Source organism: Ruminococcus sp. XPD3002 (genome assembly GCA_900119535.1).
In the GTDB taxonomy this organism is placed as follows: Bacteria; Bacillota; Clostridia; order Oscillospirales; family Ruminococcaceae; genus Ruminococcus; species Ruminococcus flavefaciens_H.
The window spans coordinates 181,643-196,380 of the sequence record FPJT01000001.1 but is presented as its reverse complement, the minus strand read 5'-3'; the positions used below and the strand labels follow the sequence as shown (position 1 = coordinate 196,380).

12 protein-coding genes are annotated in these 14,738 nt (G+C 47.4%); all 12 read right to left on the bottom strand.

The window, feature by feature from the left end; all coding sequences use genetic code 11:
* Positions 1 to 102 precede the first annotated feature (102 nt).
* The gene (gene ftsZ, locus BT127_RS00760) at positions 103 to 1,251 is read right to left on the bottom strand and encodes a cell division protein FtsZ (protein WP_075423115.1); all 1,149 of its coding nucleotides are present in this window, start codon (positions 1,249 to 1,251) and stop codon (positions 103 to 105) included.
* Positions 1,252 to 1,482: 231 nt separating this feature from the next.
* A complete protein-coding gene (locus BT127_RS00755; protein ID WP_075423114.1) occupies positions 1,483 to 2,700 on the bottom strand; it encodes a cell division protein FtsQ/DivIB in 1,218 nt (405 codons plus the stop codon).
* Positions 2,701 to 2,712: 12 nt separating this feature from the next.
* Entirely contained in the window at positions 2,713 to 3,975 is a 1,263-nt protein-coding gene (gene murA, locus BT127_RS00750) for a UDP-N-acetylglucosamine 1-carboxyvinyltransferase (protein ID WP_318257076.1), read from the bottom strand.
* A gap of 54 nt (positions 3,976 to 4,029) precedes the next feature.
* Positions 4,030 to 4,902, bottom strand: coding sequence for an alpha/beta fold hydrolase (locus tag BT127_RS00745; RefSeq protein ID WP_075423112.1), 873 nt, complete (start codon positions 4,900 to 4,902; stop codon positions 4,030 to 4,032).
* Positions 4,889 to 6,031, bottom strand: coding sequence for an undecaprenyldiphospho-muramoylpentapeptide beta-N-acetylglucosaminyltransferase (gene murG, locus BT127_RS00740; protein WP_075423111.1), 1,143 nt, complete (start codon positions 6,029 to 6,031; stop codon positions 4,889 to 4,891). Before murG ends, BT127_RS00745 begins: the two co-directional genes overlap by 14 nt.
* A 12-nt stretch (positions 6,032 to 6,043) precedes the next feature.
* The gene (locus tag BT127_RS00735) at positions 6,044 to 7,348 is read right to left on the bottom strand and encodes an FtsW/RodA/SpoVE family cell cycle protein (protein ID WP_075423110.1); all 1,305 of its coding nucleotides are present in this window, start codon (positions 7,346 to 7,348) and stop codon (positions 6,044 to 6,046) included.
* A 42-nt stretch (positions 7,349 to 7,390) separates the two neighbouring features.
* The gene (gene mraY / locus BT127_RS00730; RefSeq protein WP_318257075.1) at positions 7,391 to 8,440 is read right to left on the bottom strand and encodes a phospho-N-acetylmuramoyl-pentapeptide-transferase; all 1,050 of its coding nucleotides are present in this window, start codon (positions 8,438 to 8,440) and stop codon (positions 7,391 to 7,393) included.
* 44 nt (positions 8,441 to 8,484) lie between these two features.
* The gene (locus BT127_RS00725) at positions 8,485 to 9,921 is read right to left on the bottom strand and encodes a UDP-N-acetylmuramoyl-L-alanyl-D-glutamate--2,6-diaminopimelate ligase (protein ID WP_075423109.1); all 1,437 of its coding nucleotides are present in this window, start codon (positions 9,919 to 9,921) and stop codon (positions 8,485 to 8,487) included.
* A 33-nt stretch (positions 9,922 to 9,954) separates the two neighbouring features.
* Positions 9,955 to 12,318 carry a penicillin-binding transpeptidase domain-containing protein gene (locus BT127_RS00720; RefSeq protein ID WP_075423108.1) on the bottom strand — a complete coding sequence of 788 codons (2,364 nt, stop codon included), beginning with the start codon at positions 12,316 to 12,318 and terminating at the stop codon, positions 9,955 to 9,957.
* 299 nt (positions 12,319 to 12,617) lie between these two features.
* Entirely contained in the window at positions 12,618 to 13,118 is a 501-nt protein-coding gene (locus BT127_RS00715; protein WP_075423107.1) for a hypothetical protein, read from the bottom strand.
* Entirely contained in the window at positions 13,111 to 14,052 is a 942-nt protein-coding gene (gene rsmH / locus BT127_RS00710) for a 16S rRNA (cytosine(1402)-N(4))-methyltransferase RsmH (RefSeq protein WP_139275348.1), read from the bottom strand. Before rsmH ends, BT127_RS00715 begins: the two co-directional genes overlap by 8 nt.
* A 62-nt stretch (positions 14,053 to 14,114) precedes the next feature.
* On the bottom strand, positions 14,115 to 14,546 hold the full coding sequence (locus tag BT127_RS00705) for a division/cell wall cluster transcriptional repressor MraZ (protein ID WP_075423105.1): 432 nt from the start codon (positions 14,544 to 14,546) through the stop codon (positions 14,115 to 14,117).
* Positions 14,547 to 14,738 lie beyond the last annotated feature (192 nt).

Sequence of the window (14,738 nt, the reverse complement as noted above, 5' to 3'; positions counted from 1 at the left end):
TACTACAAAACAGGTTGAATACTGCACAAAGTTTAATACTATTATTTGTAGGAATAAACAATAAAGGCAGTCTCACGAAAGAGACTGCCTTTAGATACGCTATCAATTTCCGAGCATTTTGAAGATATCGTCGAGATCATAGTCCTGACTTGTCTGTGGTCTTGAAGCAGGAGCGGGACTGCTGTTGTCGTTGCCGAAGCCAAGTCCGTCGATGAGAGGATTATCTATCGGGATAACTTCCTCTTCCTCGTTGTTTCCGAGACCGAAATCGCCCTCGTTAGGATCGTTAGGATCATCAAAGCCTGCTGCGATAACTGTGATAGTCATCTCATCCTGCATATCTTCCTTGAAAGCAGTACCGAAGATGAACTCAACGCCGTCAGCAGCTGTATCTGTGATCATCTTTGTAGCAGCATCCACATCGGAAGAAAGGATATCTTCTGACATTGCGATATTGATAAGGAGACGCTTAGCGCCTGAGATAGAAGTCTCAAGCAGCGGGCTGGAGATAACTGCATTTGCAGCTTCCTTTGCCTTGTCCTTGCCTTCGCCGTGACCGATAGCCATGTGAGCATAGCCTGCACCGCGCATGATAGTTGAAACGTCTGCGAAATCGAGGTTTATGTAGCCCTCTTCAACGATAAGGTCAGAGATGCTCTTTACACCTGTCTTGAGAACGTCATCTGAAAGAGAGAACGACTGCTTCATAGTAAGCTGCTGCTTATCGAGGCCGTCGAGAAGTCTCTCATTAGGGATAACGATGAGTGAATCAACATATTTTTTCAGTTCTGCGATACCTTTTTCAGCCTGAGCCATTTTCTGCTCTCTCTCAAAGAGGAAAGGCTTTGTAACAACAGCAACTGTGAGAATATCCATTTCCTTAGCGATCCTTGCAACTACAGGAGCAGCTCCTGTACCTGTACCGCCGCCCATACCTGCGGTGATAAAGATCATATCGGCACCCTTAAGATGTGCCTCTATCTCATCCCTGTTTTCTTCTGCAGAGCGCTGACCAATCTCAGGCTTGTTACCTGCGCCTCTTCCCTTTGTGAGCTTAGCGCCGATCGGGATCCTTGTTGTCGCTCTTGACTTATTGAGAGCCTTTGCGTCAGTATTGATCGCGATATATTCAATATTGCTGACACCCGACTCGACCATGCAGTTAACAGCGTTTCCGCCGCCTCCGCCTACGCCGATAACTTTTATATTAACATCGGGTTCCATAGCCTCTTCGTAATTAAAATCTGACATTAAAACTCCTCCTACTTTTATTTATCCTGATTTTATTCTATAAGGCAGCACCGCGCGGCAGCCGAAAAAGATCAGCCGCTGTGCGCTGCCGCCTTCAAATGAAAGTCAAGCTATAAATACACTTATAATTTTACCATAACAGCTTGATTTTTTCAAGAGAGAATCGTATTTTTTTTATTTTCTGCATATCTTACAATATACTAAAAAAATTTTCTGCTAATTTGTACAAAATTATTGTTGATAATAAACATTATCATTGTATCCTTCGCCACTATTATCGTAGCTTCCATAGCCGCTGTTTGTATCGGCAGTCCACTGGTTATCTCCGCCGTAACCGTTATTGGTATCTGCACTCCACTGAGTGTCTCCGCTGTAGCCGTTATTCGTATCAGCGCTCCACTGAGTGTCTCCGCTGTAGCCGCTGTTGGTATCGGCACTCCACTGAGTATCTCCGCCGTAACCGCTGTTGGTATCAGCACTCCACTGATTCTCACCGCCGTAGCCGCTGTTATCGGCAGCCGCAGTCGTTACAGCTGTAGTCTCGGTAGTAACAGCAGTTGAAGATGCCGATGTATCGGTACCTGTTGCTGTGCCTGTACCTGTTGCCGCCTCGCCTGTTGGAGTCTGTATCAGCGTCTGGCTGTCCGCAGCTTCTCCGCTTGAACGGAAGCTGCACTGATTAGAGCCTATCATCGTGAGATATCCCTTCTTGCCCTTTACGGAAGGATCGTTCATTACGCTTGAAGCAAGTTCCAGCTTATACTCAACATCGTTCCAGTTGCCCATTTTGAAGATCATGCCGCTTCTGTAGTTAACGATTATGCTGAACTCGTCGGTCATGTCGATATTGGCAATTGCAGCCTGTGACTCATCAGTGTCCTTATCCTTGTTGAGTCTTGAAACTATAGCCTCAAACGCCTCGTTCTTGTTTTCGTTTGAGGAACTGATATTCTGTCCCTGTTCAAAAACATCGGGTTCATAGCCGTATATTATCGGATATTCATCAACAAAATAATTGTTGTTGGAGAGTATCTTTCCCTTTCGGCTGACGAGAAGAACTCCGCTGTCGTATGGTACATTGAAAGCAGGGATGCATCTTGTTACATTGATTTTTACAGTTGAGGGGAAGTCCTTGGTTATATCGGCAGTCTCAACATAAAGCATGTTGTCGAGTATACGGTTTTCAGCCTCTTTTGTATTGAGACGGATAAGGTTATCTCCCGCATTTATGCCTGAAGCGTTGATTATCTCCATATAGGTATAGGTCTCAGATTCGCCTGAGATAACGATATTATCAACAGTGAAAAGGAAAGTCAGGCTCGCACTGACTACACCTGCCGCAACGATCGCCAGCACCACAAATGCATACAGGTTCATGTTGCGCTTTCGGCGGCGCATGCGCTTACCGCTGTTTTTCCTTTCTATATTGGTCTTTTCTACATCATTCATGTCGTTTTCATCTCAGACTCTCTTCATATTGCCTCCGAGCTGCCTGAATGCCTCCTCTATTTTTTCGTATCCTCTGTCTATGTGTGAAATTCCGCTTATTTCCGTTACGCCATCCGCAGCAGCCGCCGCTACGGCAAGTGCCGCACCGCCTCTCAGGTCCGTTGCCCTGACGTCTGCGCCATGAAGTCTGTTCACACCCTTGACTACCGCTATCCTGCCCATCACCTGTATATCCGCACCCATTTTTATAAGGGCATCAGTATGTCTGTAACGGCAGTCGAATATGTTCTCCTCAAAGACGCTGGTACCGTCGGCAACTGAAAGTGCCGCCATAAGTACAGCCTGAGCGTCCGTAGGGAATCCCGGATGGGGCATGGTCCTTATGGGACTGCTTACCGCACGGAGTCTTGCCCCCGAGCGCATATATATCCTGTCTTTAGCGGGATAAATACTGCATCCCGTCTGTTCAAGCACCGAAATGAACGGCTCCATTTCAGCGCTGCATGTATTCTTAAGTATTATCTCACCGCCTGCTGCGGCGATAAGTGAAAGATAAGTTGCTCCCACTATCCTGTCGGGCATTATGGTATACTCGCAGCCGTGAAGATGTTCTTTTCCTCTTATAACTATGCGGCTTTCGCCGTCACCTGTGATATCTGCACCGCATGCCCTGAGAAAACCGCATAGGTCACATATCTCAGGCTCCCTTGCCGCATTGTTCACAACAGTCTCACCATCGGCAAGCACAGCACACAGAACAACGTTCTCGGTAGCACCCACCGACGGGAATGGAAGTGTTATCTTTGCACCTTTAGGACGTCCCGACGGTATGCGGCAGACTATACGTCCGCCTGTTTCGCTTACCTCAACGCCCATTTTCCTCACTGCGGAAAGGTGCATGTCTATGGGACGGGGACCAAGCTCGCAGCCTCCGGGGACGCTTATGGTACACTCCTTCATCCTGCCGAGCATAGCTCCCATGAACATAATGGAAGAGCGCATCTCCCTCATGAGTTCTTCGGGGATAACAGCACAATCCGCCGCAGAGGAGTCTACAGTCACCGTGTTGTCCGAGAAGCTGCTTTTGCATCCCAGACATCCAAGAATCCTCGATGCGGAGTAAACATCCGTAAGACGGGGACAGTTTTTAAGTACACATTCGCCTTCCGCAAGCAGCGCTGCCGCCATTATTGGAAGGGCGCTGTTTTTGCTGCCCTGAAGCACCAGCTCGCCTTCCAGACGTTTTCCGCCCGTTACTATCAATTTCTGCATCATACCACCTCACAGCATTTTTAATATAGTATGCTGTATTGAGGTATGCTGTTACTGTCAGGTTATTCCTTTAGTCTCAAGGAATTTCATGAAAGTTTCAGACATCTCGTCGGAGATAAAGCCGTACATCATGTGTCCCTTATCGGATAAATGTACCTCTGCGCCGCATTTTTCGGCATAGTCCAGACCTGCCTGACGCCATGTTTTGCTCTTGCACATGCCCTTCATATTGCTTATATAAAAGCAGGAAGGACATTTAAGGGCACCTGTGCCCGCAGCCTTCGCCGCATTAGATGTCATAAGCCTCGACTCTTCCACATACTCCCTGTTAGCGAGATTTTTATAGAAAAGCTGTCGGTAAATTTTCTTTTCTTCCTCTGTCAACTCATCAGACGTGAGAAGTCCGGAGACATTTTCAGTCTTGTTCTTCAAAAGCTTTGCTATAAGGCCGTTCTTAGCAATAGTCTTAAGCAGTTTGTGGTTCTTTTCAAGTAGCTTTTCACGCTTATCCTCAGATATCTCCTTGCCCTGAAGCACCGCATAATCAGGTATGCCCATATCAATGCTGAGAACAGCCTTTACCTCGTCGGGATACGTATTTGCCCAGTAAACGGTCTCGAAGCCCGAATAGGAATGAGCGGCAAGCACATAAGGTGGTTCTATCCCTGCTTTCATAAGCGCTTCACGGCTCTCACTCACAAGATTTTCAATAGTGCGCGGAGTCTTCATTTCGCCGCTGAAGCCGTAACCTGCCTTTTCTATGACAGCTATCCTGTATTTATCGGACATTCTGCGGTATATCGGTTTGTATTCAAGCATGGGACAGGTAACTCCTCCGCCTGCGAGGAATACTATTGTTACGTTTCCTCTTCCTTCGGTATATACATTGAGGACGGTTCCGCCCACATCAACTTTCTTACCTGTTTCCATTTTTCTTTTTCTCCAGCAGCTTATCTATGACCGCAAGTATGCGCTCATTAGTATCCTTCACGCAGAGTCCCGCTGCTTTTCCGGACATCTCCGCAGCCTTTTCGGGAGATTCGTAAAGCTTCTTTATCTCAGCTATCATGCGTTCATTGGTCATATCCTTCTGCTCGATGACTACCGCTGCACCTGCCTTGCCGAGAACCATTGCATTGTGGTACTGATGATTTCCTGCAACTATCGGAGACGGGATGAGTATCGAACCTCTTCCTGCTGCTTCAAGCTCTGCAAGAGTTGAAGCTCCCGAACGGCATATAACAAGGTCCGCAGCCGCAAGGCATACGTCCATATCGTTTATGTACTCGGTTATGCGGAGCCTGTCGCTCTTGAGGGGGATACCTGCCGCCTTCATAGCCTGCGGGAAAGTATCCTTGCCCATTCCGCCGTAGCCGTGTATGTGGTTTATATTCAGTCCCTCGCCCACATGCCACTTGATAGTCGCAGTCATAGTCTCATTGATGCAGCCTGCACCGAGACTTCCGCCGAAGGAGAGGATAGTGAAGTCGTCATTGAACCCGAGCTTTGCCCTTGCTTCTGCCTTGGACATGGTGTTGATGTTGCTTCTTACGGGGAGTCCCGTAACGCTGTACTCGAACTTATCCTTATCCATGAACTTAAGTGCTTCAATAACAGTGAGCATAACGTAGTCCACTTCCTTGGCAAGGAGCTTGTTTGTAACTCCGGGGTAAGCGTTCTGCTCATGGATAGCTGTAGGGATTCCCATTCTTGCAGCCTTGCGGATAACGGGACCTGCCGCATATCCGCCTGTACCTATGGCGATATCGGGCTTGAAGCCCTCGATTATCTCCTTTGCCCTCTTGCCCGAGGTTACAAGGTAAGCTGCCGCCTTTATGTTTCTTCCCACGTTTTCAAGGGATATCTTTCTCTGGAAGCCTGCAACTTTTATAGTTTCAAGCTTGTATCCTGCCTGCGGCACGAGTTTTGCTTCCATTCCCTTCGGAGTTCCTGCAAAGAGGAATTCCGCATCGGGATATTTGCTTTTTATTATGTCCGCAATAGCAAGACCGGGATTTATATGTCCGCCTGTACCTCCACAGGCTATGAGAACCTTCATATTCATGCTCCTTTATGCGTTTTTAAGTTCTTCAAGGAACTCCTCTACCGTTATATCCTCTTCCTTTTTCGGGGGCGGAGGCGGAGGAGCTGCTGTTTTCTTGGGATAGTATCTCTGCTGCGATATATTCAGCATGATGCCCATTTCCACAAGCTGCATTATAAGCGCAGTACCGCCGTAGCTGAAGAACGGAAGACTGATACCGGTGTTAGGTATCAGGTTGCTGACAACGGCAAGGTTCAGCACTGTCTGTATGCCTATCTGAGTTGTTATGCCGACCGCAAGAAGCATACCGAATCTGTCCTTGCAGCGTACTGCTATAGAATAGCCTTCCACGATGAGAAGGAAGAATACGATTATTATCGCAAGTGCGCCTACGAAGCCTATCTCCTCGCACACGATAGGGAAAACGAAGTCGTTCTTGGTCTCTGGGAGATAGAGATACTTCTGACGCGAGTTACCGAGTCCGAGTCCGAAAAGTCCGCCCGAACCGATAGCGATTATGGAGTTTGCAGTCTGCCATGTATCATTGAGGATATCAGCAAAGGGATCTCTCCATGACTTTATTCTGACCTGTACGTAACTGTCAGGTACCTTTGCCTGCCACGAAATGTATCCGATCGCAGCAGCTACCGCTCCGACTCCGAGGAGAAGGAACTGCTTGATGTTCGCACCTCCGCAGAGTATCATAGCAATAGCGATAGTACCGATGAGGATGATACCCGAAATGTGCTTCTCCAGTGCGATAAGTACAACGTATACGCCCATTATCACAACGTATTTGCAGATTCCGACGCCGAAGCGGTCCATGTTCTTTCCGTCCCGTTCCATGCAGTAGGCAAAGAACACTATCATTGCAAGCTTCGCTACCTCTGAAGGCTGAAGGTTGATAGGACCGATATCGATCCAGCGGCGGGCACCCATGCTGCCGCCCTCATCGTTACCGATGAAAAGTACTGCTGCAAGCAGTACTCCGACGCCGATGAAGAACAGTGAAGCTACGCTCACGCCCTTGAATATCGGCAGTTTCTTTTTCAAGTTGTGGTAATCCATCTTCATGAAGAAGATCATGGCAATAACGCCGTATAAAGCATTTTTCGCCTGACTCTTTGCGTAATAGAGTCCGTCGCCGTGTTCGCTGTAAGCCCACGCATAGCTTGCGGACGCCATCATTACAAGTCCGCCTACAAGAAGTATCATTACATAGGCGAAGAAAGAAAGGCTCATATCAGTCTTTCTGCTGTCGCCTGTAAAACGGGTCCAAAGTCCCGCATGACTTCTGCGTCTTCTGTTTTCATTGCTGACAGATGCCGCCATAGTTCCTCCTGAATGCCCCTTTGCACGGGACTGATTTATCGGTTATTTATTGAATGCCAACAGGGTAATTATGCCCAGTATTCCGAAAATAATGCCTGTTACAGTGAATGTTATAACTATCTTGTACTCGCTGAATCCGCTCATCTCGAAGTGATGGTGGATAGGAGTCATCTTGAAGATACGTATGCCTTCGCCGTATTTCTTCTTTGTGTACTTGAAGTAGGTTACCTGAATAACAACCGAGAGAGCCTCGATGATGTAAACAAGTGCAACAAGAAGAAGGAGAAGATGATTGTGGAGCACAAGTCCCACAGCTGTTACAGCTGCGCCTAAGAACATCGAACCTGTATCACCCATGAAGCACTTTGCAGGGTTGAAGTTCCAGATAAGGAAGCCGAGGCATCCGCCTGCAAGAGCCATAGTGAAGTATGAAAGCTCGAACTGTCTCAGTATTGCACAGCATACTGTGAATATCAGCATTGCCGCAAATGTTACCGATCCGCAGAGACCGTCAACGCCGTCCGTAAGGTTTACCGCATTGGTAAGGTAGATTATCACAGGCACCATGAGTATATAGTAGAATATGCCCAGTGACGGACTGCGCCAGAATCCGAGGTCTATCCTTGTGGAAACGTCTCCGAACTTATAAAGCGCCAGCAGGAATCCTGCGGTGCAAACAAGCTGGAGAGCTATCTTCTGCATCGGTGTAAGGCCGTCGTTGTTCTTCCTTGCAACCTTTGTGTAGTCATCGATGAATCCGATGAGTCCGAAACAGAGAGAGAATATAAGGCAGGCAAGCACTCTGTAGAAAGCATGATGTGTTGCGATAGCAGTCACATCAGGTGCGGACCTGAGACGATATATCCAGTATCCTGCCATAGTCGCTATGATAGTCGATATGATAAACATAAATCCGCCCATTGTGGGAGTTCCCTGTTTCTTGGCATGCCACTGTGGACCGTCCTCGGTCTTTATAGGCTGACCAAACTTTATCCTGTGCAGGAACGGTACAAGCCACTTGCCCGAAACTCCTGCGATCACAAATGACAGCATCGCTGTCAGCAGATTTATTATCCAGTATGACATCATCATTTAAATATACAGCTCCTGATCTATTAATTTCCTTCCGAGGGGACTCAATCCAGTAATTTCATTCCCTCTGCAACCACTTCACGTTCATCGAAATGGATGTGTTTCATGCCGGCAAGCACCTGATAATCCTCATGGCCTTTACCCGCAAGGACTATTATATCACCTTTTTCAGCAATTTTCAAGGCATGAAATATAGCTTCTTTTCTGTCTGTCACTACATCGTATGGTATTTTGTCGTTTTCTATGCCTTTAAGGATGTCGCTGATGATAGCTTCAGGCTCTTCATTTCGGGGATTATCCGAGGTTATAACAAGTCTGTCCGCATACTTTGCCGCAGCCGCCGCCATTTTGGGACGCTTTGCCGCATCGCGGTTTCCTCCGCATCCGAAAAGGCAGATAAGTCTGTTATCGGTATATTCCTTGACGCTTCTGAGGATGTTCTCTATTGCATCGGGAGTGTGGGCGTAGTCGCAGATAACTGTGAAGTCCCTGCCTGTGGGAATGACTTCGCAGCGTCCCTTGACTCCGTTGTACTCAGCTATAGCTGAAATTATCTTTTCCGCAGGGATGTTCTCTCTCAGGCATACCGATATAGCCGCCGTAAGATTCGATACGTTGAACATGCCCGGGATACGTGAGGTTATCTCGTAGTCCTTGTCGTCGGCATGCAGACAGAAGCGGCATCCCGTGGACTTTATCTCTATGCCGTCAGCATAGCAGTCTGCATTTTCCTTTACGCTGAAGGACTTCTTTTCGCAGTTCACTTCACTGTAAAGTCTTCTGCCGTAATCATCATCGGTATTTATAAGCGCCATATCGCATATATCGAACAGCATCTTCTTTGCCTGATAGTAGTCCTCCATATCCTTATGGTAATCAAGATGATCCTGAGTGAGGTTCGTGAAAACCGCAGTCCTGAACCATGATGAACCTATCCTGTTCTGTACAAGTCCGAAGGATGATACCTCCATAACAACGTACTCGCAGCCTGCGTCTGCCATTTTCTTCAGAAGTGCCATGAAGTCGTAGGTCATGGGAGTGGTGTTCTCGGTGTGAAGCACCTCGTCACCTATCTCGTTCTGTATAGTGCCTACAAGTCCCGTCTTGTGACCTGCTGACATGAGGATGTGCTTTATAAGGTTTGTGGTGGTAGTCTTTCCGTTTGTACCTGTAACTCCGATGAGAGTCATGCGGCGTTCGGGGTGTCCGAACCACGCAGAGCATACCTTGCCGTAAAGGAAACGTGAGTTGTCAGTGAGTATCTGACGTTCTCCGAGTCCGAGGTCATGCTCGCAGACTACAGCCGCAGCACCTTTTTCAAGCATTTCGGCAGCAGCGGTGTGACCGTCGAAGCTTCCGCCCTTTACGCAGAAGAACAGGCTTCCTTCCACTACCTTTCGGGTATCGTCCGTTACGGACGTTATCTCTGTATCGCCGACAGAAGTTACGGCGTTATTTTCAAGAAGATCATTAAGTTTCATTCCAATTCCTCTCTTTTCTGTGATCCCGCGGCATCAGTCTCCGGGATCGTCAACTATGAATTCAAGCTCGATAACAGTACCGTTCGGCACCTTTGTATTCGGCTCTATGCTCTGACTGTTTACTACAGCGCCCGGGTGATCTATTGATGCACCGCGTGATACGTAGTTAAGGTTGCAGTATATCAGCGAATCGTTTGCTACCTGCGGATCGAGTCCTCTCAGGTCGGGAACTGTAGTGAAGTCCGCTGTATGAGTAGGATCGGTATACAGATATACTGTGCCGCCCTTCGCAACGGTCTCGCCCGGCTCGGGACACTGTGCCACTACTGTTGCACCGTCGCCGACTCTCTGCGGTTCAAGTCCGATAGACATGAGCTCGGTCTTTGCGTTCTCGAAGGAACCTTCAAGAAGCGGTACCTTTACATCAAGATTAGCAAGTTCGCTCTCTGAATACTGCGGACTGATACCCATATACGGAAGCACTTCCGTAAGTATATCTCTTGCACAAGGTACAGCTACCTTGCTTCCGTAGTAGTCGATCTGCTCGTTAGGCATATCAGCAAGTACAAGAAGGATTATCTCGGGATCGTCGGCAGGTGTAAAGCAGAGGTAAGATGCACCGTATTCCTGCTTTGTACCTTCCTTGTCACCCTGACGAGTCTCACTGAGTCGCTGTGAAGTACCCGATTTACCGCCGATGGAGTAGCCCTTGATAGTAACGTTTCCTCCGTTGTTGCCTGTAACGACATTTTCAAGGCACTCGCGCATCTTTGCCGAAGTCTCTTCCGATATTACCTGACGTCTTACTGTACGCTCGTTTTTCTTTACTACGTTTCCATCCTCGTCAAGGACCTTATCAACTACATACGGCTGAAGGAGATATCCGCCGTTTATGGTCGCACATCCGCCCACAAGCATTTCAATGGGAGTTACGGTCTCGCACTGTCCGAAGGAACAGATAGCAAGGTCGAAGTCCGTCATGGGGTTGTTTGTCTTATCCTTGTTGTAACCGTTTGCTTCAGCAGGAAGGTCTATTCCTGTCGGTTCTCTCATTCCGAAGGCATCGAAGTAGTAAAGGAACTTATCGATGCCAAGCTTTGCACCGATCGTCATAAATGCAGGGTTGCAGGAGTGAGTAAGTGCCTCCTGGAAGGTCTGTGCACCGTGGCCCCCTCTCTCCCAGCAGTAAACAGGATCTTCAACTCCGGGGAAATCGACCTTACCGTTGCAGACATACTCCTTTGCATCAAAGTCAATGAGGTTTTCTTCAATTGCCGAAGCACTGGTTATTACCTTGAATACAGAACCCGGCTCATATCTTTCGCTGATGCATTTGTTTTTCCACTGCTTTTCTCTTTCCTCGATCACCTTTGCATCGAGTTTATCGCCCGTAAGGCCTTCTATAGCCTGCTTTGCAAGAGGATCTGCAAGCTCCATTGGAGAGTTGAGGTCGAAGCTCGGATATGTTGCCATACCGTATATCGCACCTGTTTTGGCGTTCATGAGTATAGCGCATCCGCGGTTCTTTACTTCGTTTTTGGTGACCATTTCCTGAAGATGCTTTTCCAGTATGTACTGGATATTCATATCAAGTGTAAGGTAGACATCATCGCCGTCCTGAGCGGGATATGTCTTTGAATACCTGTAAGGAAGGGCATTTCCGTTAGAGTCCTTTGCGGAGATAGTACGTCCGTCGATACCTGCAAGGTATTCGTCATAGGAAGCTTCAAGTCCGTAGATACCGTATCCGTCGGAACCTGTGAATCCGATAACTGATGCGGCAAGTTCATTCTGCGGATAGTATCTCTTGGTGTCCTCCTCGACGTTTACCGATATAAAGCCATACTTAGTGAAAAAAGCGAGAACTTCGTCCGAAACAGGCTTCTCCACCTGATCCTGAAGCATCTGCCACTGAGTGTCCGCAAGCATCGCCTCCTGAACCTTTTCAGGAGATATACCCAGTTTCTCGGACAGCAGAGCCACAGCCTCGTTCTTGAAAGTCTCTGCCGATTCGGGAAGAGAATTTTTTTCAAGACCTGTTTCCTCGTCGAACTCAGGCTGGTATGTGCCGTTCTTCTTGGCTTCGTTGCGCTTATCTATCCGTGACTGAAGGTCCTCAAGCTCTTCACGGAACTTCTTCGGATCGATGATGAGCTTATATACCGTTGCACTTTTTGCAAGGGGAGTTCCCTTTGCATCGTAGATAGAACCGCGGTTTGCAGAAATGACTATAGAACCGAAATGCTGATTGTTAGCCATTTCCTGATACTTTTTATTGTTAAGCACTGAAATACGGAAAAAATTACCCGCCACGACTGTGAACAGGATAACAAATATAAAGGTCATGATGACCTTTGCCCTGAATTTCATTTTTCCCGAAGGAGCGCGATTATCCATAGACTATCCTTTCTGACGTCTGCATACATTCCACAGGCAGTCAATAAAAAGGGCGGGATATTTTCATGCCCCGCCCCTGAACATCTTTTTTTATTTTTTGCGATGTTCCTGTTGTTTGATACGACGTTAGCGTGAAACCACCGTCCCCCGATCTGCGCCCACAGACCGGGGAGGTGATCTCGTATTCCGACACCCGCTGTATCTCCGTGTTCTACTATCACTACGGCGTTTATATTTTTTATGCCGTTAGTATTTAAATGTTTTGTTGCTGGCAGTCCTTTGATTTATATATATTGGTACTACCCTCTGAAATATTCCACACAGCTTTCAAAAAATCTTTTTACCTTGGCTATCAGCCCGTCATCCTGCTGCGGGATACTTACCACGTCGTCTGTCTGTATCCTGATATACGTTATCTGTGATGAATCTATCTTCTTCATTCCCAGAACGTTCTCGGCGTATTCCTCGACGTGTTTAGCAGACATTCTGCTTTCAAGTTCCGACTGTAGTCTTACGTTTTCTGCTTCTGCAAGACTCAGCTGTTCGTTAAGTGCCGCTACCTTATTGTATGCGGTATTGCGCTTGTCAAGACTGTAAATAACAGACCCGAGCAGCACGGCTGCAACTAATGAACCAAGAATAATAGCTATCACAGATCCGCTTCTTACTTCTGTACGTCTCATTTCGATCTGCGGTCTCTCTTCCGGCAATCTCTGCCCACTGCCCGATCTTGCATATTCGGCAGCCTCAGCTCTGTACCTATTATCGTCGTAATAATAGATAGAGGCTCTCTCAGCCATTGCACTCCGCACTCCTTTCTATTATTCTCAGTTTTGCGCTTCTGCTTCTGTTGTTACTTTCAAGTTCCTGTTCGTTTGCCTCTATTGGCTTTCTGTTCACAAGTTTTCCCTGCGGCTTGCGACCGCATACACACTGGGGGAAGTCAGGCGGACATATGCATCCTTTGCACCACCCTGCAAACCTCTGTTTCACAAGTCTGTCCTCTAATGAGTGGAAGGTTATAACTGCAAGTCTGCCTTGGGGTTTCAGGCTGTAGAAAGCTTCGTCAAGACCTTTTGAAAGGTGATCGAGTTCGCCGTTAACAGCGATACGTATAGCCTGAAAAGTTTTTTTACAGGGGTTTTTTTCTCTCCTTGCCTTTTGCGGAACACTTGCACGTATGATGTCTGCAAGCTGAAGTGTTGTTTCGATCGGAGCGATCTCGCGCTGCTTTATGATATTTGAAGCTATCCTGCGGGAGAATTTCTCCTCGCCGTACTCAAATATGATATCAGCGAGCTCACGCTCTGAGAAAGTGTTCACGATATCTGCGGCGCTCATACCTGTCTGGCTCATTCTCATATCGAGAGGAGCGTCCGAGTGGTAAGAGAAGCCTCTGCTTTCCTCGTCGAGCTGGTGGGAAGATACCCCCAGATCCATAAGTATGCCGTCGACCTTATCGATACCGAGGTCGTCAAGGACAGACCGCAGGTCCGAATAATTGCTGTGGACCACCATAGCGTTGCTGTATTCAGCAAGGCGTGCCGAAGCAGCCTTTACCGCATCAGGATCACGGTCGAAAGCGATAAGTCGTCCTTTATCGCTGAGTTTTGCGGCAATTGCAGAGGAATGACCGCCTCCGCCTGCTGTGAGGTCGGCGTAAATGCCGTCGGGACGAATATCGAGTCCCTCTATACACTCATTGAGCAGTACAGGAATATGTCTGAATTCCATTTCCATAGATAACTCCTTTGGTGCACCATAAACCATTCCAAAAGAGGCGCACTAACAATGTATTATAATACCATGTGAGCCAATGCAGCCTTTTTAGCCTCGGGATCGATAGAATTCTTAACAGCAAGATATCTTTCTGTATCCCATATCTCGGCTTTATTAAGAGCACCCACAACCGTTACATTGTCGGAGATACCTGCATAGTCTCTAAGGTGCTGGGCGAGAAAAATTCTGCCCTGCTTATCGGGGACCTGTTTATCGGTGCCTGCAAGAAGATCACGTCTTAAAGCGGTACCAACCTCGCCCTCGATGGAGTAGAGTTTCTGGCAGTATTCATTAAATTCCTCAGGAGAGTAAACGGCGATGTAATTATTCTCATAGCCAACACAGAGGTAGAATTCAGCGCCCAGTATCTCACGCAGTTTGTTTGGGAAGCTCATGCGGCCTTTCTGATCGATACTTGGAGTATACGTACCAAATAATGGCTCTTTCATGTTCTTCGCCTCACTTTCTGCTAAACTGATGCAACTCATCACCTCAAAATGACTTTAAATTGGATTTCATCACCTTAATTTACCTCTACAAATATTATATAACATTAAAGCAAAATAAGCAATGTACATTTCACACAATGTTGTTTAAAATCGCAAAGTCCGATTTAGTGATTTTGCTGTCAGCGTAGCAAA

Bases quoted from the DNA above. Each gene is read 5' to 3' on its own strand.
- BT127_RS00720 (WP_075423108.1), bottom strand. From the start codon at position 12,318: ATGGATAATCGCGCTCCTTCGGGAAAAATGAAATTCAGGGCAAAGGTC.
- ftsZ (WP_075423115.1), bottom strand. From the start codon at position 1,251: ATGTCAGATTTTAATTACGAAGAGGCTATGGAACCCGATGTTAATATA.
- BT127_RS00755 (WP_075423114.1), bottom strand. From the start codon at position 2,700: ATGAATGATGTAGAAAAGACCAATATAGAAAGGAAAAACAGCGGTAAG.
- murG (WP_075423111.1), bottom strand. From the start codon at position 6,031: ATGAAGGTTCTCATAGCCTGTGGAGGTACAGGCGGACATATAAATCCC.
- rsmH (WP_139275348.1), bottom strand. From the start codon at position 14,052: ATGGAATTCAGACATATTCCTGTACTGCTCAATGAGTGTATAGAGGGA.
- BT127_RS00705 (WP_075423105.1), bottom strand. From the start codon at position 14,546: ATGAAAGAGCCATTATTTGGTACGTATACTCCAAGTATCGATCAGAAA.
- mraY (WP_318257075.1), bottom strand. From the start codon at position 8,440: ATGATGATGTCATACTGGATAATAAATCTGCTGACAGCGATGCTGTCA.
- BT127_RS00735 (WP_075423110.1), bottom strand. From the start codon at position 7,348: ATGGCGGCATCTGTCAGCAATGAAAACAGAAGACGCAGAAGTCATGCG.
- BT127_RS00745 (WP_075423112.1), bottom strand. From the start codon at position 4,902: ATGGAAACAGGTAAGAAAGTTGATGTGGGCGGAACCGTCCTCAATGTA.
- BT127_RS00725 (WP_075423109.1), bottom strand. From the start codon at position 9,921: ATGAAACTTAATGATCTTCTTGAAAATAACGCCGTAACTTCTGTCGGC.
- BT127_RS00715 (WP_075423107.1), bottom strand. From the start codon at position 13,118: ATGGCTGAGAGAGCCTCTATCTATTATTACGACGATAATAGGTACAGA.
- murA (WP_318257076.1), bottom strand. From the start codon at position 3,975: ATGATGCAGAAATTGATAGTAACGGGCGGAAAACGTCTGGAAGGCGAG.